19 protein-coding genes are annotated in these 23,664 nt (G+C 51.6%); 8 read left to right on the forward strand and 11 right to left on the reverse strand.

Features of this window, described 5'->3' with window-relative positions; genetic code table 11:
- Window positions 1-3: 3 nt before the first annotated feature.
- Window positions 4-1,443, reverse strand: coding sequence for a Fe-S cluster assembly protein SufB (sufB, locus tag BUA40_RS04055; RefSeq protein ID WP_369827591.1), 1,440 nt, complete (start codon window positions 1,441-1,443; stop codon window positions 4-6).
- A gap of 155 nt (window positions 1,444-1,598) precedes the next feature.
- Here sufB and BUA40_RS04060 point away from each other — a divergent pair, with 155 nt between their 5' ends.
- Complete coding sequence (locus BUA40_RS04060) at window positions 1,599-1,778, forward strand: hypothetical protein (protein WP_072798660.1); 180 nt, start codon at window positions 1,599-1,601, stop codon at window positions 1,776-1,778.
- A gap of 99 nt (window positions 1,779-1,877) precedes the next feature.
- On the opposite strand, the gene thrC is transcribed toward BUA40_RS04060, so the two are convergent.
- Entirely contained in the window at window positions 1,878-3,218 is a 1,341-nt protein-coding gene (gene thrC, locus BUA40_RS04065) for a threonine synthase (protein ID WP_072798661.1), read from the reverse strand.
- 109 nt (window positions 3,219-3,327) lie between these two features.
- Here thrC and BUA40_RS04070 point away from each other — a divergent pair, with 109 nt between their 5' ends.
- The 4 genes from BUA40_RS04070 to BUA40_RS04085 are packed head-to-tail and all read left to right on the forward strand — an operon-like array spanning window position 3,328 to window position 8,876.
- Window positions 3,328-4,818 (forward strand): hypothetical protein, encoded by a 1,491-nt coding sequence (locus BUA40_RS04070; RefSeq protein ID WP_083585258.1) that lies wholly within the window; start codon window positions 3,328-3,330, stop codon window positions 4,816-4,818.
- Window positions 4,818-6,056, forward strand: coding sequence for a hypothetical protein (locus BUA40_RS04075; RefSeq protein ID WP_072798662.1), 1,239 nt, complete (start codon window positions 4,818-4,820; stop codon window positions 6,054-6,056). The genes BUA40_RS04070 and BUA40_RS04075 overlap by 1 nt, the downstream gene beginning before the upstream one ends.
- Before the next feature lie 24 nt (window positions 6,057-6,080).
- Window positions 6,081-7,268: a DUF4912 domain-containing protein gene (locus BUA40_RS04080; protein ID WP_072798663.1), complete on the forward strand. Its 1,188-nt coding sequence runs from the start codon at window positions 6,081-6,083 to the stop codon at window positions 7,266-7,268.
- Between the two features lie 39 nt (window positions 7,269-7,307).
- The gene (locus BUA40_RS04085) at window positions 7,308-8,876 is read left to right on the forward strand and encodes a glycoside hydrolase family 57 protein (RefSeq protein WP_255369198.1); all 1,569 of its coding nucleotides are present in this window, start codon (window positions 7,308-7,310) and stop codon (window positions 8,874-8,876) included.
- 1 nt (window position 8,877) lies between these two features.
- On the opposite strand, the gene BUA40_RS04090 is transcribed toward BUA40_RS04085, so the two are convergent.
- The 6 genes from BUA40_RS04090 to BUA40_RS04115 all read right to left on the reverse strand — a co-directional run bounded on the left by BUA40_RS04090 (window position 8,878) and on the right by BUA40_RS04115 (window position 16,353).
- A complete protein-coding gene (locus BUA40_RS04090; protein WP_072798668.1) occupies window positions 8,878-10,527 on the reverse strand; it encodes a hypothetical protein in 1,650 nt (549 codons plus the stop codon).
- Window positions 10,524-12,377 carry a UbiD family decarboxylase gene (locus BUA40_RS04095; protein ID WP_072798670.1) on the reverse strand — a complete coding sequence of 618 codons (1,854 nt, stop codon included), beginning with the start codon at window positions 12,375-12,377 and terminating at the stop codon, window positions 10,524-10,526. Before BUA40_RS04095 ends, BUA40_RS04090 begins: the two co-directional genes overlap by 4 nt.
- 13 nt (window positions 12,378-12,390) lie before the next feature.
- Window positions 12,391-12,885: an SRPBCC family protein gene (locus BUA40_RS04100; RefSeq protein WP_143149686.1), complete on the reverse strand. Its 495-nt coding sequence runs from the start codon at window positions 12,883-12,885 to the stop codon at window positions 12,391-12,393.
- Between the two features lie 74 nt (window positions 12,886-12,959).
- Window positions 12,960-13,277, reverse strand: coding sequence for a Dabb family protein (locus BUA40_RS04105; protein WP_072798675.1), 318 nt, complete (start codon window positions 13,275-13,277; stop codon window positions 12,960-12,962).
- Window positions 13,274-14,461 (reverse strand): glycosyltransferase, encoded by a 1,188-nt coding sequence (locus BUA40_RS04110; RefSeq protein WP_072798677.1) that lies wholly within the window; start codon window positions 14,459-14,461, stop codon window positions 13,274-13,276. Before BUA40_RS04110 ends, BUA40_RS04105 begins: the two co-directional genes overlap by 4 nt.
- Complete coding sequence (locus tag BUA40_RS04115) at window positions 14,461-16,353, reverse strand: CHC2 zinc finger domain-containing protein (protein ID WP_072798679.1); 1,893 nt, start codon at window positions 16,351-16,353, stop codon at window positions 14,461-14,463. The genes BUA40_RS04110 and BUA40_RS04115 overlap by 1 nt, the downstream gene beginning before the upstream one ends.
- Window positions 16,354-16,428: 75 nt before the next feature.
- Here BUA40_RS04115 and ruvC point away from each other — a divergent pair, with 75 nt between their 5' ends.
- From ruvC to mpaA, 3 genes are read left to right on the forward strand one after another with little or no spacing between them, the layout of a single operon-like run.
- A complete protein-coding gene (ruvC, locus tag BUA40_RS04120) occupies window positions 16,429-17,007 on the forward strand; it encodes a crossover junction endodeoxyribonuclease RuvC (protein ID WP_072798681.1) in 579 nt (192 codons plus the stop codon).
- Window positions 17,007-17,681, forward strand: a complete 675-nt coding sequence (locus BUA40_RS04125; RefSeq protein WP_072798683.1) for a M15 family metallopeptidase — start codon at window positions 17,007-17,009, stop codon at window positions 17,679-17,681. Before ruvC ends, BUA40_RS04125 begins: the two co-directional genes overlap by 1 nt.
- Before the next feature lie 5 nt (window positions 17,682-17,686).
- Complete coding sequence (gene mpaA, locus BUA40_RS04130) at window positions 17,687-18,361, forward strand: murein tripeptide amidase MpaA (RefSeq protein WP_072798691.1); 675 nt, start codon at window positions 17,687-17,689, stop codon at window positions 18,359-18,361.
- Here mpaA and BUA40_RS04135 read toward each other — a convergent pair.
- From BUA40_RS04135 to BUA40_RS04145, 3 genes are all read right to left on the reverse strand, one after another.
- Complete coding sequence (locus BUA40_RS04135; protein ID WP_072798704.1) at window positions 18,358-19,167, reverse strand: CDP-alcohol phosphatidyltransferase family protein; 810 nt, start codon at window positions 19,165-19,167, stop codon at window positions 18,358-18,360. The genes mpaA and BUA40_RS04135 overlap by 4 nt on opposite strands.
- A gap of 107 nt (window positions 19,168-19,274) precedes the next feature.
- A complete protein-coding gene (locus BUA40_RS04140) occupies window positions 19,275-20,996 on the reverse strand; it encodes an ABC transporter substrate-binding protein (RefSeq protein WP_072798874.1) in 1,722 nt (573 codons plus the stop codon).
- 179 nt (window positions 20,997-21,175) lie between these two features.
- Entirely contained in the window at window positions 21,176-23,632 is a 2,457-nt protein-coding gene (locus BUA40_RS04145) for a PQQ-binding-like beta-propeller repeat protein (RefSeq protein WP_083585260.1), read from the reverse strand.
- Between the last annotated feature and the right edge of the window lie 32 nt (window positions 23,633-23,664).

The raw sequence follows: 23,664 nt of genomic DNA on the forward strand, positions 1-23,664 counted from the left end.
CCGCTAACCTACAGAATGTTCGAGTTTAAGTGTCAGTAACTGACGGGCTTCCGTGGCGAATTCGCCCGGGAGCTCTTTAAATACATCTTTGCAGAATCCGCCGACCATCGCTTGGATGGCGTCTTCGCGCTTGATGCCGCGGCTTTCGAAGTAGAAAAGCTGGTCTTCGCTGATGCGGCTGGTCGTTGCCTCGTGTTCGGTGGTGGAGCTGGCGTTAGCGACGGTGATGTAGGGGAAGGTGTGAGCCGCACTCTTGTCACCCACGAGCATGCTGTCGCACTGGGTGTAGTTGCGGGCACCCGTGGCCGACTTGTGAATGTTCACTTCGCCGCGGTAGGCGTTGCTAGAATAGTCGGCGCTGATGCCCTTACTGATGATGGTGCTCTTGGTGTTCTTGCCAATGTGGATCATCTTGGTGCCGGTATCGGCCTGCATGTGCCCGTTGGTAAGGGCCACGCTGTAAAATTCTCCGACGGAGTTGTCGCCCAGCAGCACGCAGCTCGGATACTTCCAAGTGATGGCAGAACCTGTTTCGACCTGCGTCCAGCTGATGCGGCTGTTCTTGCCGGCACACTTACCGCGCTTCGTGACAAAGTTGTACACACCGCCGGCTCCCGTTTCACGGTCGCCCGCGTACCAGTTCTGCACGGTGGAATACTTGATGCTGGCGTTATCCTTCGCCACCAGTTCCACGATAGCGCTGTGCAACTGCTTGCTGCTGAATTCCGGCGCCGTGCAACCTTCGAGGTAGCTGACGCTCGCACCTTCATCAGCGATAATCAGGGTACGTTCGAACTGGCCTGCTTCCTTGTTGTTGATGCGGAAGTAGGTGGAAAGATCCATCGGGCACTTGACTCCAGGCGGAATGTAGACGAAACTTCCGTCACCAAAGACTGCGCTGTTGAGGGCCGCAAAGTAGTTGTCGCCAGACGGCACCACGCTTCCCAGGTATTCCTCGATGAGTTCGGGGTATTCCTTGATGGCGTCGCTAATGCTGCAGAACAAAATGCCCATTTCCATGAGCTTGCGCTTGTGGCTGGTGTATATGCTCACCGAGTCAAAGACCGCGTCCACGGCCACGTTGGCCAGTCTCTTCTGTTCGTCCAGCGGGATGCCGAGCTTTTCGAAGGTGGCCAAGAGTTCCGGATCCACGTCTTCAATCTTTTCGTGGCTTTTCTTGGTCTTCGGGGCGGAGTAGTAGACAATGTCTTGCAGGTCCACCGGAGCAAAACTCAGTTCGCCCCAGTTCGGCTGCTCCATGGTCTTGAGCTTTTCATACGCTTTCAGTCGGAAATCGAGCATGAACTGCGGTTCACCGCGGAGCTTGGATGCCCTGCGGATAACATCTTCGTTCAGACCTTTCTCGAAGGCCTCGTTCTCGATATCCGTTACAAAACCGTATTTATAGTTTTCGCTCATTTTACACCTTTTTTGCGCGTGCAAAGATAGTAAAAGGGGGACGATGCGTCCACTGTACTAGTGCAAATTACCATGACTAAGCCGCCCTACACGCAATTCAGCGAAAAATGAATGCCGAAAATGACAATTTTTGTCACAATTTTAAAGGTATATTTGTATGCGTAAAAGAGAGGTAAATTATGAATCGTTTTAGCATTGTAAATAACAATATCCTGTTTTCTTCGCTCCTGATGCTCGCTCCGGCTGTGTTTGGAGTCATGTTCTACGGTTCGGGTAGCGTTGTCGCATCGGTATCGGCCGCAATTGCCTATTTGAGCCTAGTCATCGGCGAAAGACTAGATTCTGCACAGAATTCCTAAAACAAGAAAGCTCCGCAGAAATGCGGAGCTTTTCTAAGGTTTGGGGCCTTCGACTTGTCGATTAGCGACGTCTGAAAGCCATTTGCTAATGCTGTCGCATTAGCGACGTCTTTCAGCCATTTCTTTCTTCAAGATGTCCATGACAGCGCCGAGGTCTGCCGGAGCCTTGAACACGGGGTTCGCGAACTTGGAGCAGATGTTTTCCAGCTTCTTTTCGTGGTAACCGACCTTGAATTCGGTGAACTTGAGGCCGTGTGCCGTGCTGATGACGACCACGTTTTCTTCCTTATCGATCTTGCCTGCGGCAACGAGCTTTTCAAGGGCGCCGAGTGCCACGCCAGTGTGCGGGCAGCAGTAGAGACCGATACGGTCGCCGCGGTGGGCGGCGTTGGCAAGTTCTTCTTCAGTGACGCTCACGACCATGCCGTTCGTCTTCTGGATGGCGCGTACGGCCTTCGGATAGCTGACCGGGTTACCAATCTGAATAGCGCTAGCGAGAGTCTTCTTAGCCTGCATCGGAACGAGCTTGTCAAAGCCGCGTTCGTAAGCCTGGAAGAACGGGTTGGCGTTTTCGGCCTGGGCCACGATAATGCGCGGAATGCGGTCGATAAGGCCCATGGCCTTGCAGTCTTCGAAACCCTTGGCGAGTGCGCTCACGTTGCCGAGGTTTCCGCCCGGGATAATCACGGTGTCGGGAACCTTCCAGCCCATTTCCTGGCAGATTTCCGGAGAAATCGTCTTCTGGCCTTCCACGCGGAGGCTGTTCATGGAGTTGGCGAGGTAGATGCGATTATCGGCAGTGACCTGCTGAACAATCTTCATGCAGCCGTCAAAGTCGGTGTCGAGGGCGAGCACGATGCTGCCGTTAGAAATCGGCTGGATCAGCTGGGCAACGCTCGTCTTGCCGGCGGGCAGGAACACGATGCTCGGGATGCCGGCCTTGGCGCAGTAGGCGCTCAATGCGGCAGAGGTGTCGCCGGTAGAAGCGCAAGCCACGGCGTCGATTTCGTGAATCTTTTTCTTGATGATGTGGTTCACCTGGCTCACGAGAACCGTCATACCGAGGTCCTTGAAAGAACCCGTGTGGGAGTTGCCGCAAAGCTTGACCTTCAGGCTCTTGATGCCCATTTCTTTTGCGAGCGGAGCGGCGTCAAACAGCGGGCTCCAGCCTTCGCGCATTGTGACGATATCTTCAATCGGCATGTCGGGGAGCACCATTTCGCGCTTGCTCCAAATACCGCTCATGTCGGCCGGTTCAAAGCTCATGCGGCGTTCGGCAAAGAGCTTCTTCCATTCGTCGGGGCTCTTGCTGGCAAGGGCTGCGCGGTCGTGTTCGACTTCGAGCAGGCTACCGTCCACCTTGCTGCGGTAAATGACGTCGGTCAGCGGGTAAGTATCGTCCCCGTTGATGTTCCTAAAATGGGCGTTGAATTGAGACATAATATCCTCTAGTTTTTTCGGGGGTAAATATAGGAAAAATACGCGGTTATTTGTAGCCTAATTTGCTATATTCTTCACTGGAATTAGATGTTTAAACTCGGAGATCTGAGTGAAAAAGAAAACACTTTATTTTTGGTCCTTTTTTGTAACCATAGCATTCGTCCTGTCTGCTTGCATTTTCGAGTCCGATGACGATGGTCTTGAAACGTGGCTTTCTGATCGTGGTATGCCCAGCAATTACCAGGTGCAGACCCTGACCATCAATGACCTCAAGGTTGCCTCTGCGAAGACTTACCTTGATACGACGCCGAAATCGGGCAATGCGAATGCCGTTCTGGGCCAAGTGTCGAATCTTTCGCATGACATTGTCATGGATATCGCCTTCCGTGCCGATACGAATTTCTTGAATAAGCTGAAGTCCTCCGATACGTCGGGTGCGTTCCTCGGCCTGTTCTGGTTGCGTCCCCTGTATAACTCGAAGTTCTTCCCGGCGGATTCTCTGCCTTATAGTGAAGACCTCGATGTGAATGTGAGCTGGATTCTTCAAACTAGCACTAACAAGAAGTTCCTGGATAGCATCATGGACATCGATGACAGCACCTGGTACGCTGATTTGGCAAACTGGGAAGCGACTGGTTCCGTAGATACGGTTTACAGCGTGAAAATGGCCAAGGGTGATACTTCTATCCGCTTGGATCTTCCTTCTGAATTGGTGAAAGGCTTGAAAGAAATTGAAGGTTCTGCTCGCTTGCAGCTGCGTCTCTCTGCTCCTAAGGCAGAGCGTATTTACCGTTTCTATGGTGCTGGTACGGATTACCCGCCCCTTTTCGCCCTTTATTCCGATTCGACAACGTTCCTTAACCCGGCTCCCAGTCCGTTCCGCATGGCTGGACTCGTGAAGAGCCTCGAGGAATGTTCCGATTGTCCTGTATTGCATGGTGGTGTCAGCGGTGGCGTCCTTGATTCCATGATCGTGGAGTTCTCTCCGGAGCCGATCCTTGAGGCCTTGTCCGAATTCTACGGCGATGAATTCCCCTATGAAGGTGAAGACGAAAATGATGTTCGCCAGACGGTGATTTTTGCCCAGCTGACTATGGCCCGCGACGATTCCAAGGGTAGCAAGGAATTCAATTGGCCGATTCAAGTGGTTCCTGGCTCCTATGTGGATAGTGCCGATATGGTTTATGGCGACGAAGACTTGAGATACCGCCGTATGGAAAGGTATCTGCCCGATTCCGCAACCATCGTGAAGTCGGGACACCAGAACCTGGTCTTCCACGAAGGCGATTCGCTTACGCTTCAGCTGACTTACGGTCTCCGTGACTTCATCAATAAGGCAAGCGATGGCCGTAACATGAAGTTTGCGATGCGTCTGGGTATGCCGTTCTTGCAGGAAAAGAAGTCGCTTTATTCCGATTACAGGACGAATACGGAAGATACGCTTTATATGGCTGATGGAACGCCGCTCTATATGTCCAAGGGCGATACCATTACCAAGTATTTCAGCTACTTCGATTACGCCCGTTACGATTTCTCGACGGCTGTGGAAAATCCGATGACCCTCAAACTTTGGCTTGCTTCCAAGCGGGGGGATAAATAATGAAAAAGTTTTTGCTCGCATTAAGTGTTTTTTCTGGTTATGCCTTTTCTTCGATGATTGGTCTTGAAGCCCTGGGCGAAGAGCAGGTGATGGGCGGTACTGCTTCTGCAGCGGGCCGCGGTTTTGCCGGTAATGCCAAGACGGGCGATGCCGAAGGTTTGTCTGTCGTGAACCCGGCTCGTTTGGCTTTCGATGCGAAGGTCGTGTTCAACTTGAATTTTGCCATGGAAATGGAAGATGCCCGAAATAAGGGACATCATTATTCCCTTTCCAATATGTCCATGCCGTCTTTCAACCTGTCGTTCCCGATGGGTTCCTTTGGCGCCATGGGTCTTTCTCTTTGGCAGCATTATGCGTCTTCGTTTAACGAAGAATCCAAAAATGAGGAAATCGGTTCGGACGTGAAACTGGAATACCAGGGCAGCGTTTATGAACTGGTGCCTACCTATGCCGTTCGTTTGCCGTTCTTGCGCTCTTTCTCTCTTGGTGCGTCTGCCCATGTCGTTATGGGTAATACCTCTAGGAACTTGACTCTTGGTGGAGACGATTCCTCTGTCGATAAGAGTGATACCTGGGCATCCGGCAATTATGTGATTTCTGATTACGTGGACGGTACTTGGGAAATCAAGAATCATCCTGCTTATTACACGGGTGCACTCCAGTATCGCGGAAAGATGGTGTCCTATTTCTTCTCGTATACCACGGGCTACACCTTGAGCAACACTCTTGATTACAACTTCAGATTTAGCGAACTGGACACTTTGGCTGCCACTCGCTCTGTCCGTGAAATCGAAGTGCCCGCCATGCTTGCTACCGGTATCAATTACCGTTTGGCCAAACGCCACAACATCATGATGGATTTGACTTGGCGCGCTTGGGATAAGGATGTTCAAAACATCGCCGGCGGTTGGAATATGCCGACGACCACCGAAACACAGACGGATTTTATGGTGTCGTTGGGTTACCAGTGCGATGGTTCGCCGCTGTTCTATGAATCCTATTGGAACCGAATCAACTATCGTGCCGGTGCGTGGTATAGAAATTGGTATGTCAAGGACGTCTTTGAAGTGGGCGGCTCTCTTGGTGGGGGATTCCCGCTGGGCCGTAAGGGAACCACGATTGATGTCGCCTTGCAGGGTGGTAAGCGTTTTGCCGATACCAAGTCGGAGTGGGAAGAATTGTTTATCGGACTTCGAATCGGTTTGACCGGTATCGCTGCTTGGGGACAGACCCGATAGGATTTTTAATGAAGGAGGCCTAGTATGGCTATAAAAAAAGAAACTGAAACAAAGTCTAAGGTTAAGACTGCGAAATCCGCGACTCTCAAGGCGATGAAAGATGCCGAAGAGAAGGCTGTGAAGGCCGTGGCCAAGGTGAAGAAAGCCGCAGCAACCAAGGTGTCCAAGATTTCGGACGAAGTGAAGAAGGTCGCAGCCAAGAAGACGACTGCCTCCAAGACGGCAACAACGAAGACTGCAGCAACTAAAACTGCTGCGACGAAGACTGCCGCTACCAAGACGGCTACGACGAAAACTGCAGCTGCAATGAAGGCCGCTGCCGCAAAGACAACTGCAACGAAGACTGCAAAGACTACGGCTAAGGTGGCAACGAAGGGTGCTTCTACGAAGGCTTCCAAGGCCTCTGAAAAGGAAGTCGCCAAACTCGCTCAGTCTTTCGACGCCGAATACCTGGTGCTCATGCAGAAGGATCCGAACTGGATGCATGCCTTCTGGGAAGTGTCCGAAAACAGAATTAACGAAGCGAAGCACGGTAAGGGAAAAATCGTTCTTCGCCTGTTCGACATTGCTGACGACCTTACGGTGCAGCGCGGCAAGAAGCGCAAGTTCCGCGATGTCGAAGTTCCGGCAAATGCCCGTAGCTGGTATGTCGAAAATACCGCCGGCAAGTCCTGCGTTGCCGTTCTCGGCGCCGTATCTGGCAAGAACTTCAAGCCTATCGTGGAATCGGCTCCGGTTATGACTTTTGACAAGTCCGCTGCCGCTCCTGCCGAAGATGATGCCTTTGCCAAGGCTTCTCTCGGTGGCAATACCCTCGGCAACTTTATGAGCTCCGGATTCTCGAGCCAGACGGCTGAATCTTGGCTCAAGAAGCTCGGTGGCAACTTCGGTAGCTCTTCGGAATCGATGTTCTCGGGCGCCCTTTCTAGTGCTGCCCTCCAGTCGAACAACATCGAAGTGGCCAAGGATTCCGTGAACTACGGTAAGGATTTCTTCCTGTGGGTCAAGACCCGCTTGATCGTTTACGGTGGAACCCGTCCGGATGCACACCTCCAGGTGCGCGGCGAACCGTTCCCGCTGAACCCGGATGGCACCTTCAGCTTTGAAGAAGATCTGCCGGATTCTACCAAAATCATTCCGGTGTTTGCGACCGACAAGGATGGCGATTTCCCGACCACGATCGTTCCGATTGTCGTGAAGCGCACGGAGTAATCCGTTTTAATGGGAGCTCCCGGAAAAATCATTTTCCTGATGCACGCACATTTACCTTTTGTGCGGCATCCGGATTATAAACGCTTTTTCGAAGAGAATTGGCTGTTTGAGGCTATTGCCGAAACGTACCTGCCCTTGGTGCAGGCGATGCGCCGTCTCTTGGAAAAGGGCGTGCCCGGGACGCTTAACTTGAGCGTTTCGCCTCCGCTTATCGAGATGCTTTCGGATAAGAGTTTGCTTGACAAGTTTTCGGAGCATTTAAAGCACCAGCTCAAGTTGATTGAAAAAGAAGTGGCCCGCAACGCGGGCACGGATTTAGAGACTCTCTCGCATTTTTACCTTTCGCGTCAGCACACGCTGATTGATTTGTGGGAAAACCGCATCCATCGCAACTTGCTTGCGGAATTCCTGGAACTTGAAAAGGCGGGAAAGTTGAACTTGCTCACTTGCGTGGGCACGCACCCGTTCTTGCCGGCGTACCAGAGCGATCCTGCGTCTATTCGTATGCAGCTTGATGTTACGGTGAGAACTTTTGAACGGGCCTTTGGCCGTAAGCCCATGGGCGTATGGCTCCCGGAATGTGGCTATTTCCCGGGGCTCGACAAGTACCTTGCCGAATTCGGCTTGCATTACTTCTTCTTGGAAACTCACGGCGTGCTTCTTGCGTCGCCCACGCCCAAGTACGGCGTGTTCACGCCGCTGCGTACCACGCAGGGGCTTTACTGCATGGGCCGCGAACAGAAAAGTTCCATGGAAGTCTGGAGCCGCCGTACGGGTTACCCGGGGCATCCCGAGTACCGCGAATTTTTTACGGATATCGCCAAGGAACGCCCGCGCGATTATTTAGGAGAATACTTCTTTGCCGGTGACACGCCCATTGATTCGGGCTTCAAGTACAACCGCATTACCGGTGGCGAACATAAGGAAATTTACCGCCCGTGGAATGCCATGAAACTCGCCGAAGACCATGCGAGACTTTTTGTGGTGAATCGCGAAGCGACCATTTCGGAATTGCTGGTGAATATGGAGGGCCACAAGGCCGCCATGCTTTGCCCCTACGATGCCGAACTTTTTGGTCACTGGTGGTTCGAAGGTCCGATTTTCCTTGAAGAAATGCTGATGCGTGGTGCGTCTTCGGCTGTGTTGGAATTCGCAGGTGCCGATCAGGTGATGACTCAATCTGCTGATCCTGATGCACATGAACCGGCCTTCTCGAGCTGGGGCGAAGGCGGCTTTGGCTCTGTCTGGATTAACGGTGAAACTGACAAGTATTACCCGCAATCGTATCGCATGCGCGCCATGATAGACCATTTGATGTCTATCCGCGAAAAGATGGGAGCAACATCACCGCGCGGAAAACTGCTCACGCGCTATATCAAGCAAATGGAACGTGAACTGATGCTTTTCCAGTCTTCGGACTGGGCGTTCATGATTCACAACCATTCCGCAGAAGGCTATGCCCGTCGCCGTTTAGACGACCATTATAAAAATGGTCATGATTTGTTTGCTGAAGCCTGCAAGGCCATTTTGCGCAATACAGAAAAGCCGGCGGCCAATTCTGTTCTGCCGAAGCTAGAAGCGACCGACAATATCTTCAGCTGGCTGTAGTCTAATAAACAATTATAAAGTCTTTTAGTTTGCCGCTGTTGCCGGCTCTAAAGCGATATACCCCAGGAACCATAAGGGACTTGACTTCGTTTTCGTCAAGGCAATGGGTGTAGTTATCGTACTTGATTTTATGGACTAGGTTTCCGCGGCGATTGCGAATTTCGATGAAGTCCTTGTTTTGGGGAAGCGGCGTAAAGCATAAGGCGCCGTGACGCCAGGGGGTGGGGTAGGCTCGTAGGGTGGAATCCTTAAAGTGCGTCGGAATGGTATTTTCTTCGTTAAAGCGACTGAATACCCAAAGAATAGAATCGACGCTGGATTTGCGAAGGAATTCCGTACGGGCAGAGTCGATGCTGTTGGTGGAGGGTAAAAAGCGGATGGAGTAGGCGTTTGGCTTAATGGCTATCGCCGAGGCCGTTCCTACGAATTTTGACATGTCCGGAGAACCGTTTACGTGGTAGTAGTAGGCGGTGTAGTCAAGAGAGCTGGTTTCAAATGCACCCGATTCGGATTTTGTATGGAATTGTGGCCATCGGGGCTGATCACTTGTGATCCAGAAGGTCGAATCGACTAGAGAACTTCTGTCGCCCGTAAAAGCAAGCCTGATAGCGAAATCGTGGAATAGGGAATCTGCGGAAAAGCCCTGGCTTTTAGCGACTTGATCCAACTGGTATTGGAACGACTTAGTTGGCGCCTTTGTGAAATTTTCCCAGATAAGCCTGTTGGTCTTGTGGCTTACATGGTTGTGCAGGTACAAAAAGAATATGCCTGCGCCATAGGGCTTGTCCAGGTTCTTATAAGGTAAACCCACGTTCCTTGCCAATTTGGGAAGGTAGGTAAAATAGTCGTCTACATCGGGGGCGGCTAATTCTTCGACGCCAGAGGCGGAGGCTTCGAACCAGAAATTGTACTGGGGCATTTTGCTGGAATAACGGAACTGAACCGCATGGTACATTTCGTGGGCCGAGGTGATGCGGAGCGCCGGCATGAAATTCTTGACGTAGGAGTATTTGTAAGCCTCGTTGACAAATTCTTCGGAGGCGCGGGGGTATGTGCAGACTTTGTCGTTGAATTCTACGGTGTCGATGATGGGGTTCGTTTCAGGTACATGCCTAAAGTCGTTTTCCATCAGCATTTCGCTTTCTTCGTTGTCGAAGGGGATGGTAAGCCCAAAGCATGCGCTGCATGCAGAGTCCATTACGGCCTTGTAATTCTGCAGCAGGTAGATGTCGATGACTTCGACGGGGTAGAGACCGTCTTGAACCTTTTTTTCGTAATGGTGCGTTTCGGAAGTTCCCTTGGGCGGAAGCATTCCTGATTTATTGACGTGGAAGTCCCAGGCGTATTCAAGAGCCTTTTCCAGGGAATCGATGTGCGCAACAGTCGTCTTGTGCGGACCATTCAAGGTGTAGAATATTTCAAAATGCTTCGTGGTGCGGGTATAGACACTGTCGTAATAATCTTTAGCGGTACAACCTGAACTTGTCGTGCGTGCGTATGCCTTGGTGGAGGCTAGCATCTGCGTGACGTTTTTGTTTTTCTTGCTGTTCAGGTAATTCAATATTTGTGCCGTGCCGCACTGGTGTTCGGCAAAGGCGGAACTTGTGGCGAACAAAAAGAGCGAGGTTAAGGCGAAAATCAGTTTCTTCATTTGCTTCCCCCAAAGACTTTTTCTTCGTCTAAAATTTGGCGCGCACGCTCTCGGATTTCTGCAGGCACGGTAAGCGCCTTTTGATGGTGCGGCTTGATGCGTGCATCGACCATCAGCGGGGCAACGCACCCCCAGTGCTTTTCGAGAACTTGGGCGTGGTAGCCGAAAACATCCTTCGCCGGGTCAGAACGAGTAAAGGTGAGCCACAAGAAATCGCGAAGGTTGCCGCTGTCCAGAGAAGAATCCAATGCGGAATCGACAATCGAAATCCAGGGGTAATTTTCGCGGAATTCCCAGTGGGCGAGTGCCGCTTCAATTTGTGCCATAAAGGCATCGCGTGCGGCTTCGTCGTAGGTGGGACCTTGCAAAACAATCACGCCCGGCATAGCGATTTTTGCCGAGGTGATTCGCGGGATTTTGAGTGTCTGCAAATCTTCAGGATTGTTGCGGAGCTCGCGCTTCTTGGTGCCCGCGGCGGCGAGCGTCAGCTTGGAACCGTGATTCAGCTTGCTTCCGGTGTAGTCAAGCGTGTCGATGCTAGTACTCGTTTCAAAATGCAAGTCGCGGCTAAAGTCGATGCGCTCCAGCACATGTCCGAAGAATCTGGCGATATCGTTGACATCGATTTTGCGGCCGGCTTCTTCGTCTTCGGCGGCGGCAATCAAAAGGTACTTGGTGAGGCTCGCCTGATTGAATCCGAGAATGGCGTTCGCCGTCTTCAAAAGTTCAAGCGGCTCGCGGTCTTCGGGTTTGGCGTAAGGCCTAAAGCGTTCGTGGGCAAGCGCTAGGCAAAGCGGGTGGACTCCGGCGTCATCAACGGCGTGTAGAGCTACAAGTCCTGGAATCGATGCCGGAACCATGGGCTTTGTAATCTGGTGAATGAAGCTTCCGAACAAGGTGTCTTCTTGTGGCGGGCGCCCTACGACCGTAAAGGGGTAGATGGCGTTCTTCTTGCACAAGACTTTTTTGACTTTCAAGAATGGGAACGGATGCCTATCGGAATAGTAGCCGATGTGGTCGCCGAAGGGCCCTTCGGGCTTTAGATCCGGCTGGAGTTCGCCAAGAATGCAAAAATCCGCGTCGCTTGAAACTAAATAACCGTCGTGGATAAAGTAGCGGAAACGTCTGCCGCCGAGCATGCCTGCAAACAAAAGTTCGCTCAAGTTTTCGGGCATGGGCATCACGGCAGCCACCGTCTGCGCGGGCGTCCCTCCGATAAAGATGCTGACCTTGAGCGGTCTGCCTTCTTCAATCGCCTTTTGGTGGTGTCTAGCGATATCGCGCTTGATTTGGTAATGCAGGCCGCATTCGTCGCTGGCGTATTCGTTGCCAGAAATCTGGATGCGGTACATGCCCACATTCGTTGTCATGATTGATGCGTTTTCGGCGGGGCGAGTCGCCACCTGCGGAAGCGTGATGAAGGCACCTCCGTCTTCAGGCCAGCAAACGAGCTGCGGCAAGTCCGATAGCTTGCGTTCCTTAAAATCCTTAAGGCTTCCGCTCTTTTTCGGGAGCGAATGCAGGCCTGTGCGGGCAGCCCTCAAAAGCTTGGCGGGCGAGGCGTGCTTAAAGAATTCTACCGGATTCGACTTGAAAAGGACTGCGGTCTGCGTTCCCTTCAGAGTGTCGCGGAACAGGTAATCGAGCCTCTCTTGGGAGCCGAAAATATTGCAGACGGCCCTAAATGGGCTTCCTTTGACATGTTCGAATAGAATGGCTGGACCATTATTCTCAAAAGCTTGGCGCGCGATTTCGGGCATTTCCAGGTACGGATCCACTTCACGCTGAATGCGCTTGAGCATGCCTGCTCGTTCAAGATCCAGCAGTGCCTGTTCCAAGTTTTTGTACATGGAAATCTCGCTGCTATCCGGCGGTAGCGGATTGGTCGATGGCGTTGAACCCTTGAGTCTGTTTCTTGCTTTCGATGGCGGCGAGGGCTTCGCGAGTATCCTTGCGGCTAGCGATAGCGTAAACAATGGATGCGTTGTCCATTACCTTTGCGAAGGCATCTTCCGGAAATTCGCTGAACCCCTGGAACGAGAATTCGTCGTAGCAGGCGGTCATATTGCCTTCGTCGGTAAACTGGTGGCTCGCATTAAAACCGCGGAACGGTCCCTTGTCGAGACGGACCATGATTTTCCCATTATTGATTGCACTGATGCGGCCCGTCCAGCTAATCTTGCGGAAACCGACCATTACCGTGTAACGAACGATTTCGCCAGCTTCAATGGACTGGGGCAACGTGTAATGAATAACGGGAGCTTTTCCGATAGTCACGTTCATGGGCGCATAGCGCATGGTCTCCAGCATATTCGCCAGAGTATATTCTTGCCATGAAGTTTGACTGTATTGCACCATATCTAATAATTTAGCAAAAGAATTTTCAAATGGAGTGCGTTTAAAAAATAAATTGCACTTTTTATTGCACTTCGTTAAAATTCAAAATCGACTGCGCGACGTTCGGTCACGACCTTCTTGACGAAGGAAACGATTGCCAAATGTTCCGGATGGTTCTGATAAATGTCGAGAGCGGCCTTGGTGTGGAAGGTGGTGTCGAGTGCGATATCGTATTCCACGTCTCCGTTGCCCAGTTCGGCCTTGTTGAAGTTCAATCCCGATTCAATGCTCAAGAGTCCAGGGATCTTTCCAGCCAAGGCGTGGAAAGCGTCGACCATCTTCTGGCCGTTTTCTTTTGCGGTAGCACCTTCGGCTTCGCTCTTCAATTTCCAAAAAACAATGTGACGGATCATGAGTTCCTCTTTTGGTTATAAATTTGTTTGTACAGGTCCAATTGCCGTTTAAAGCAATCGTTCCAACTGAATTTTTCGGCGTAGGTTCGGGCGTTCGCCTTCTTTTGGCTTAAATCCGAACGGTAAAGTTCCACAATCGCTTCTGCCAGGGCTTCGGGCGTGCGCTTTCTTAAGATGACGCCTGCGCCGGAGTTTTGCACATGTTCGGCGGCGGCACCGGTGCTTGCGCCAATCTGGGCGTTTCCGCAGGCCATGCTTTCGAGAATCGAAAGACCGAAGGTTTCCCAGCCCGAAAGGGCGAGTCCAAGGTCGACGCTGGCGTAATGCCTTGCCATTTCATCAATGGACGAAATGAATCCGGCGTACTGAATGTGCGTGTGCTTCTGGACGGCTTCTTCCACTTGCGGCAGGTACGGGCCTGTGCCTGCAAAGACAAGGGCCGGTTCGCAGCCAAGTTTTTCTGCAATCAGGGGGTAGGCGCCCAGCAAAAGCTCGATTCCCTTTTCTTCGCAAAAACGGTGCGGGAAAAAGATCGTGAGACGTTCAGGCCTTCCGGCTTTCAGCTGCAGAACCAGCTTTTCGTCTCGTTTTTTCGGCGAAAACATCTGGATGTCGCAACCCAGCGGAATCCAGTGGGATTTCGGCAGGTGATTCTTTTCGAGTCGCTTCAGGACTTCGTCGCAAGAAACTTGGATGCCGTCAAAATGCTTGAATTCTTGTCTGGCGTACCAGAAGGCGACCTTCTTGGCCAAAATGCCTAGCGTGCGGCCAAACTTATTCGTGACCGGGCGCTGCACATAGGTGATGGGAAAGTCGGCGTGCCAGAAACTTAAAAGAATCGCTTCAGGAACGACCTTCTTGGCTACAAGGCGCACCACAGTCGGTAAAATATAGGGCGAACCGACTTCGATCACTTGGGGCTTGTACTTTTCAAGGATAGGCCTAATCTGCGACGGCCTCCACATAAAGCGGTATTCCCACTTGCCCGGGAATCTGTAAGCTTCCACGTGCTCGATAACGAGCCCTTTGCTCTTTTGTTCGGTATAGGTCTTGGAATCCGGCATCACGAAGACAGACAGGACTTCTTCCTGTTGTTCGTAAAAGGCCATCTTCTGCAGGTGGTAGCGGCGAACGCCACCGCCCGAGGGACTCCAGAAATTGTTAAAGTCGACGATGGTGAACATTAATTGATCTCGATTTCTTCTTGCATTCGATTCGAAAGCGGATCGATCGAAAGTGTGCCCTGGTACAGCTGATTGTTGCCCAGACGCTTGGAATCGACGGTCAAGAACATATTGCCGCCCTTGGATTCCAGCCAGTAAATGGCGTCGGAATCGCGCAGGTAGGCGCGCGGCCCCACAAGGCCTTGTTCAGAATCAATGAGTTCGCCGCCAAGGAACATGGGAATGTCCAGGGCCTTGTACAGGTCGAGAATGACTGAGGAACGCCGTTCGTGAATGTCCGAAAGGTCGGCATGGTCCGAAACCTTCAGGTGGTCAAGACCGTCAATGACTACGACCAAATTCTGGTGTTCCTTGACTTCTTCCTTCAGGTTCTGGAGCAGAACGATGTTGTCGAAGTTGTTCTGGTCGTCCCAAATTTCAAGACGGTTGTTGCGTACGAACGCCATCAGGTCGCGAGTGGCTTCCAGAATCTTCTGGTTGACCGCTTCGTCTGCGCTCTGCTTGCGGACGGTCAATACCGATTCGCCAATGAGCATGGCCACCAGTCTGTCGAAAATCTGGCGGCGCGGCGTTTCAAGGGCGATGTAGATCAGCTTGAGGTTCGGGTTGCTTTGGATCAAATCCAAGGCGAGGCTCGAAAGGAGCGTGGTCTTGAGACCGAAAGGCTTCGAAGAAACGTAGAAGCACCCGGACTGGATACCGTCAATTTCTTGCGTCAGTTTCGGGAAGGTGTTCAGGGAATAACCCACGCTGACATCGGGCGGGCAGCCCATGGCCGTGTCGAAGTTTTCCTTGATGTCCTGCAACAGCATAGAACGACGGTGGGTGTGAACCGTATCGACGCCCGTATTTTCCACTAACGAAATCAACTGGTCGGCGCCGTTTTTGCGGACCACCTGGTCAACGGTTTCGTCTTTGGGAAGCACGATGGACTTGAGTTTCAAATTCAGACGTTCCGCCATCTTCAGGTATTTCTGGATGCGGTATTCCTGTTCGCGGCGGTCCTGTTCGCGCCTGAGAATCACGGTGACCGATTCTGCACCACAGGCCTTCAACTTGTACAGGTGACTCAAGGAGAGTTCCTGGTACATGGTAGAAGATACTCCGGGAATGCCGGCGAGGTCTGCGGTCAAGGCGTCGAAGAATCCTTCGACGACAATCGGTTTGGTAACATCGGACTGGATGTTGAACGGAATGTCGCTGGGTCCCGAGGCGTAAGAAACATACGTGTGCGGTCCGTCGTTTTCGTTAATCAGTCGACCGTAGACGGAATGAATCAGTCCCTTGGAGTTGCGTGCGGGGATTGTAATGCGGGGCTCGTGGTAGGCATCCAGGTTATCCAGGTAGAAACTGATCTGGTGGCGTTCAATGCCCGACATCATGCAAAAACTCACGAACGGTTCCGGATCGCCGCTGTAATAGCCAATGCCGTAAAGTTGGGCCTGGCCAATACTCCAGCCGCGTGCCGCCAGGAATTCTGCAGAAGAGGGGCTTTTGCAGGCAGCCCAGTGGCAGTAACGCACAAAGTTTTCAAGAACCTTGGACTTTTCGCCGCCGATTTCCTTAATCCACGGGTGCTCTTCTTGCAGGTCGTGTTCCGGTTCCAGATTTCCTAAAAAGTTGACGGCCTCTGCTCGGGCGGCCGGTTCGTCCATGCCGTTAAAGCGGCTGCGCATGACGAATTCGACGAGGTCGCCCTCGCTTCCGCACTGCAGGCAGCGGTAGCGCCAGTAACCCAGGGCGTCGTAAAAGAACAAGGACGTTTCTTCGGGCGAATGAAACGGACAGCATGCAATCAGGTTTCGACCCCAGCGACTTAAGGGAATGCCCAACTGTCGCGGATGGGTTTTCGCTCGCATAACAATTCCTGCGTGTTCTTGATCGATAATCATTGGACGCCTCTCTTTTATACACTAAAAATCTAGTTATTTCTCTTCCACGGGAGTACAGAAATTTATTTTTACGGCATGATTGTCCTTGGTATAGATCCTGGTTCCATTACGACTGGCTACGCTTTTATTGAAATGGGTTCGGCAAAGCCGAACGTACTTGAATATGGAACGCTGCACGCTCCTGCAAGTCATGCGCTTGAAGACCGCTTGCTTCATATTGTATCGGAACTGGAGAAATTGTTGGACAAGTATAAGCCGGAATCCTTCGGGATGGAAGGAATCTTTTTTGCCAAGAATGCCAAGAGTGCTTTGGTGCTGGGGCATATTCGCGGAGCCGTGTTGGTGGCCTGCCGCAAGCGTGGCATGAGTTATAGCGAATACAGCCCGCGCGTCGTTAAGCAGGCGGTGACAGGAGACGGCAATGCCTCCAAGGAACAGGTGGCCAATATGATTTTTGCGCGTCTCGGCATTCAAGGCGGCGATCTTCCGCTGGACGCTTCGGATGCTCTTGCCATTGCCTGGACTCATGCAAATCCTTCTCCGTTAAATGATGCGGTCTCAAAGGTATTGGGTAAAAAGAAGGTGGTGCGCAAGAAAAAGGCTACGACCAAGCAGTGGTTGGATTTGATTGAAAAAATGGGAGGGCATGTCTGATGGACTCCAAGATTTGTTACGGCCTTCGCCCGGTTGATTCCGCTGATTTTGTCAAGGTCGATGGCTATACTGTTGATAAACAAATTCTAGAAGATTACAACAAATTAAAAGAATCGCTGTCAAAGTTCGGATTTGCACTCCGCATCGAGTCGGCGTATCGCCCCTTTGAAAGGCAACTCTCGATTTGGAACCGCAAGGCTAGCGGCGAACTGAAGCTTCTTTCCGCCGAAGGACTCCCCATGGAGCGCCCGAGCGACGAAGAAGATTTGATGTATGCGATTTTAACGTGGTCGGCGCTCCCTGGTGCAAGCCGTCACCATTTAGGGACCGACCTGGATGTCGTCGATGGCAACGCTTGTCCCGCCGGTTACGAGGTGGAACTTACTCCCGCCGAATGTGACGGCATGTTCCGCCCCTTCCATGAGAAACTGACCGAACTGATGGGGGCGGGGGAGTCCTTCGGCTTCCAGCGCGTCTTCGTGCCTGGCCGCGGTAAAATCCAGCCCGAAAAATGGCACATTGCGCATTTGCCCACTTCGCGGAAATATTTGGAAAATTTCTCGCTGAAAAACCTTCGCGCTCTCTATGAGAAAACCGATATTGCCTGCAAGTCTGCCTTGCTGGATAATCTGGAAACTCTTGCCCACGATTATATCTATCCCTATTTTGTATAAGACCGATGCGTTCTACCCTTTCACAAGCCTTTTCTGAATACGGTCGTTCTGTTCTGGGAACGGCACTTCGCTACATCCCTTGTAAGGGCCGTTGTCGCCTTTTGGTGATTGCCGGTATCCATGGCGAAGAACCGGAAACGACTTTTCTTTTGAGTCGTACCCTGCGTATGTTCGAAGAGCCTTTTGAATCGGTGGCCTTTGTTCTGTGTGCTAATCCAGACGGCGTGACTCTTGGAACTCGGGGTAATGCCAATGGGGTAGACTTGAACCGCAATTTCCCGACGGCTAATTGGAACGGCGAACCGGTACAAACTCGTTCCGTTCTGGAAGCTCCGCGCGACACTCTGCTTTCTGCAGGGGCGGTTCCCGGAAGTGAACCGGAAACGGCAGCCCTTGTGTCGCTCATTCAAAAGCTTGCCCCCGAAGCCATTCTTTCGATGCATGCACCCATTGCCTGCGTCGACGCCCCCGTTCGCTCGGCGATGGTGGATTCGCTTTGTGAAGTCTTCGGCGTTCCGTGGCTGCCCGATATCGGGTACCCGACACCCGGCAGCCTAGGCACCTGGTGCAAGGAACAAAAAAGTCCAGAGTGCATTACTCTGGAACTTCCTAGAATGTCTTTAGAGGCTTTGTTTGACCGCTACGCCCATTCCTTTGCGGAATGGCTTAAAACGGTCTAGCGGCGTTCTTCAATCTTGTTCTTTTCGGCGTTTTCAATGATGCGCTTACGCTGGACGAGCCCGATGGTGAATCCGACAACCAGGTAAGTGGAGCAAAGGATCAGCAGGTATTCCAGAATAAACGGAACCTTTTCCGAAATAAACAGGAAACCGCAGATGTAGGTGATCACGATCAGAATGGCCTGGCCGATGTTGAACAGCTGGTTCTTGCGGGGCTGGAGCTTGGGCAAGAAGAGCGGGCTCACCATCAGAAGACCGGTCACGAGCATCACCAGCACGGGAATCACCAACATGGGGCTTTCGGGATTTTCGAACAGGCCGTTGGACTTCAGGTACACAATCAGGATTGCGTTGATTGCACCTGCGAAGGTGGACGGAAGACCGGAGAAGTGGTGGTGATAGGTGTCAGAGTCGCAGGCGTTGTACTTGGCGAGGCGCATGGCGGCGCAAAGCACGTAAATGGAGAACGTCACAATCAGGAGCACTCCGTTTGCCTGGAACCAATCCGGGGACAATGTCTTGTAGGTGAAGAAAACCGTAAAGGCCGGAGCGAGGCCAAAGGCAATCAGGTCGGCGAGGCTGTCGAACTGGGCGCCGAATTCGGAGCTTGCATTTACGAGGCGGGCGGCAAAGCCGTCCAGCTTGTCCAAGAGAACGCTCAAGATAATGAAATAGGCACCGGTACGAATAGGATCAGATGTCGTAAAGGAACTGAATGCGCCGGTCACCCAACAGATGGCAAAAACGCCAAGAAGAAAATTCATGCTGGTAAACGCATTCGGCAAAATAAAACGAGATTTACCCATAGGGGCCTCCACTAAGAAGTATCACGCTAAAAATAGTTTTTTTATAGGCTAAAAGCAAAAAAACGCCCTGTAAACGGGCGCTTTCAAAAGCAGTAAATCTGTTTTTTTTATTTCGCAGGTTCTGCGATGGGAGTAATCTTCCAAAGGGCTTTTACGCCGGCTGCGACAACGAGACTCTGGGGCGGAGCATAGGGATCTTCTTCGGTGGGGAAGTTGGTCCAATGCTTGGTCGAGAACTGGTAGTACTGCGTCGGGCGGTACATCACCGGAATCACCGGAATCGTTTCCATGAAGATGCGGTTCAGCTCGCGGTATGCCGCAATCAGGTCCTTCTCGTTGGTGAGGGCGGGAATTTTCTGGAGCAACTTGTCGGCGTCTTCGTTCTTGTAGCGGCCCTGGTTGGCAAAGGCTTCTTCGCCAATTTCCTTGAAGGAAACGGAACCCATGACCTGGTCAAAGCGGTTCCAGGGAGAAGCTGCAGAAAGTTCTGCCGTCTGAGTCTTCATGGCAAGGTCGAATGTGCCCTGTCTCAGGTTCTTGTCCCATACGCTATAGTCGACAAATTTTTCTTCGGCGGTAAGTCCGATTTCGTGGAGCGATTCCACAATCACCTTGATGGCGTCTTCCCAGTCGGTCCAACCCTGCGGACATTCGATGGTGAAGCTGCGAACGGGCTGCTTCTTCTTGTCGATTAGCTTGCCGCTATCGTCCCAGTTGTAACCGGCGGCAGTCAAGATAGACTTGGCCTTTTCGATGTCGTAGGCGTAGCCGTACTTGTCAGCATCTTCCTTGTTGAAGAACTTGGATTCGGTGCCGAAAGGCAGGATGAATCCCGGCTGAATGACGGGGGTGTAGTTCGAAACGGCGCGGGACTTGATCTTCTCGAAGTTGATGGCGTGCATCATGGCGCGACGGAGTGCCACGTCGTTGAAGGGGGCGCTCTGGTGGGCGATGAGAAGAGTCGTGATGGACCCAGGGAGGTGGTACGGTTCGTTGCGGCTCCAGGCGCGGATGCTATCCTTAGCCTTGTCCCAAATGCGGGGCAGGAACACCGACGAAATGTCCAAGTTGCCCTTGGTCATGGCGCTGTTGAAATGGTTGTTTCCGTTGTACAGGGAATGGATGATGTACTTGGGAGAGGGCTTCTTGCCGTTATATTTGTAGTTGCCCCAGTAATTGTCGTTGCGTTCCAATACGATCTGTTCGGGAGAATAGGTCTTGATGTTGTAAGGACCCGAAACGACCGGCATGGAATCGTTCTTGAAGGCAGTAATGCGGCTCATATCGTATTTCTTGCCGGACTTCGCCCCCTGGACAAGGGGTTCAAAGACTTCTTTGGGCAAGATGGAGGTTTCCGCAATAGCGTTCAGGATGATTAAGGGATTTTTGTTCTTTCCAAAGTGGAAGGAAATGTTGTTGTCGCCGTCGTCGGTGATTTCGCTCAAGAATTCCCAGTTGCCGTGACGCGGCGTGGGAAGAATGGAGTCAATCTTGAAGGTGTACAGGACGTCGCTAACGGTAACGGGCTTGCCGTTGCTCCACTTGGCCTTGGGATCGAGGTGGACGGTAATCTTGTCTTCGCTGCTGGTGTAGCTGTCGGCCAGCATGGGTTCCAGTTCGCCACTCAATTGGTTATAGGCAAGCAATGCTTCGTAGGTGATTCGGCAGTTGCCATCAATGGGGAAGTTGGGATCGTAGTCCAGCGGGTTAAACGTAGAAGGAGGCGCCCAGTCGAAACCGCCGATATACAGAGTTTCGCTACGGCTGTATTCCGATTCCACCTTTTCGGGTGCGGCCTTGCTTTCTTCGTTACAACCAACTAAAAGCATGGCCCCGAGGGCGGTCGCCAAAGTGAAAAACCTCGATGCATGTGTTTTAACCGTGCATCCCAAAGAATTCTTTATATTCCCATAATCCATACCTTAAATTTAGTGTGTTTTAGATAAAAAAACCACCAAAATTTATTTACAAGAGTTAAAAAGCACCCGTTTCAAGGGTGTTTTTTATGTTATAATGAAAATCCGTACAAAAGACGTTTCGGAGAAGCGCTGAATAACGTATGATTCAGGATAAACGGCGTGCTGGCACCGCCCGGAGTGCTGAATTTTTGTTCTTTTTTGCCGGTCTTGATGGAAATTCCGATGACTTCGTTTCCTTGGTCTATCCAGGCAAAGCCGTCTTTTACGAAAGGTTTCGGGAAAATGGCGTTCTTGCCGGTGTATTTCCACAGGGGTGCGCCCGCTTCGGTGTAAAGCAGAATGGATTGGTCCGAAAGACCCACGAGGAATTTTCTTTCGTTATGGTCCTGGATGACTTGCAATGAAGAAATCGCGTTTTCCATCAGGATTTGGAGCGGAGCGTCTTTCTTTTTCTGGTTGAAAAGGTAAAGCTTGTTTCCGCTAGCGACGGCGGTAATGGAATCTGTACTCAGCAAGTGTGAAACCTGTCCCGGTATCTTGCGGGTGGAATTTTCCTGAGTCTGTCCGGCTTCATCGTCAAGGGAAACCATTTCTCCTTCCAAATTGCAGGCGTAAATGACCTTGTCCGATTTGGAATGCAAGAAGGGTACAGAGAAAATCTTTCTGGACCAGGCGAGCTTATTGTCCGGCTTTAGAATCTTGAGCAGGAATCCGTTCCAGGTGGAAATGTAGATGGCATTCTCGGTAATGTTCATTTTGAAAGCCTTGCCGGGAAGTTGCAACGTAACGGGGGCGCCGTCCTTGTTCAGGTCGTAAATGGCGATGTTATAGCCAGTCGCGATAACCAGGGTGTTTTCGTCGTTTTCGATAACGGGGCTGTTGTCTAAGGCGCCAATGTACTTGGCCCAGCGAAGTTCCCCTGACTCGGCGTTAATGCAGAGAAGCCTATCTGCGGCGGGATCGATGGTGTACAGGTATTTCTTGCTGCTAAAGAATTGAGGGTAACGAGTCTTCGGCGAAATCGGAAGCAAGGTGACGAACTTGGCGCCGATGGCTTTGCCGTAACGGTTTAAAATCAGCTGGGTCGCTTGCGGGTTGCTACTCGAAAGTCGAACGGCTTCGGACCACGCCTTCTGTTTATCGCGTTCGTTGCCTTTATTCTGCTCCAGATAAAGGGCCTTGAAGAACCAACCTTCGGCGTTTCCGGGTTCCAGCTTGAACAGGGAATCAAGAACCGGCGGCAAGTCTTCCCATTCTTCGTGCTCGGTGATATCGGCTGCCTGTCTGGCAAGAATTTCGGAAAGCAGAACCTTTTTACCATAGTAGTGCGGCGAGAGCGATACCAACTTTCGATCGCCGAAATACAAGTAGAGATTTCCGTTGGTGAAAATGGGGGACTGTTCCACCGGCTTTGCAAAGTTAAAATGCCACAGCGGATTCAAGAGCGTGTCCACGGCAGTAATGGCGCCTTCGGCAGAAAACAGCCCCAAGGTTCCCTTGGCAAGGGGATAAATGGAGGAGGCGTCGCTTCGAATCGTTTTGCGGGTGAGACCGCTCTTTTTGTCGATGAGGGAAATTCTTCCGGAGGCTTCAAACAAGGCGAGTTCCCTTTCAAACGGGAAAATGCTTTCGATATTGCTGGCTGAAATTTTCCATACGGGCGCAACTCTCTGCTTGGGATAGTAGGCGTAAAGGTAATTGCCCGATACCAGGTAAAGCATATTCTTGTCAATCAGGACTTTCTTGATGACGTCGAACTGGGCGATAGATTTCTTGGTCATTCCGTCTTCGGACGAAATGAAGTGAAGGGCGTTATCGGTGCAGTTCAGAATGAATTCGTTAGTGGGCGCGAAGAATCCTTCGGGGACGCAGCCGCTGTACTTGTCTTCGACCTGCGCCACGATGCGCTTGTTGTTCAGAATGAAAAGTTGCTTTTCCGTTTGAACGACGGCCTTGTTTCCGTCAATCAAAAAGTGGGTGATGTTGGTAATGGGGAAACTTTTGGTAGATGTGCTTGTGTAGAAAGCCTTGAATACAAGACTGTCCTGGTCGACAGGCTGATACCAGATGCCTTGACGGTCAATGTTGAAGATTTGCTTGTTCTCGGGAGCCGTTGCGATATTCTCGATTCGGTCATCCTTGATTTTGCAAATGGTGCCGTCGTTTAAAAGCAGGTAGGTGGGGTTCTTTCCAAAAGTCCTCTGAATGGAATTCTTTAATTGAATGGGGGCGCGCAACAAGGCTTCGGGCTTGCTGCTTGTGGCGCTTTCTCGTTCTGACAGCCAGTAGGCCTTAGCGACTTCGTTTGTCCTTGCCAGGCTCTGTTCGTAGTAGAAATTTGCCGAAGTCTTGTTGTCCGAAAGTTCCTGGATTTTGCCTAGGTAAAAATAGGCTTGCTCCTTGTCGTCTTCGTCGCCTTGCATTGCGGCGTTTTCAAGCATCTTGATGGCTTCGGAAGTTTCGCCCTTCATTTCGAACAGGTAAAGAGCTTCTTGAATACTCGATTCCATTTTTTCGGCATTGGCGAATACGCCGAAAAACCACACTAGCGATAGTGCCGCCCGTAGCGTTCTGGAAC

This window comes from Fibrobacter sp. UWT2, from assembly GCF_900142545.1.
Taxonomy (GTDB): domain Bacteria; phylum Fibrobacterota; class Fibrobacteria; order Fibrobacterales; family Fibrobacteraceae; genus Fibrobacter.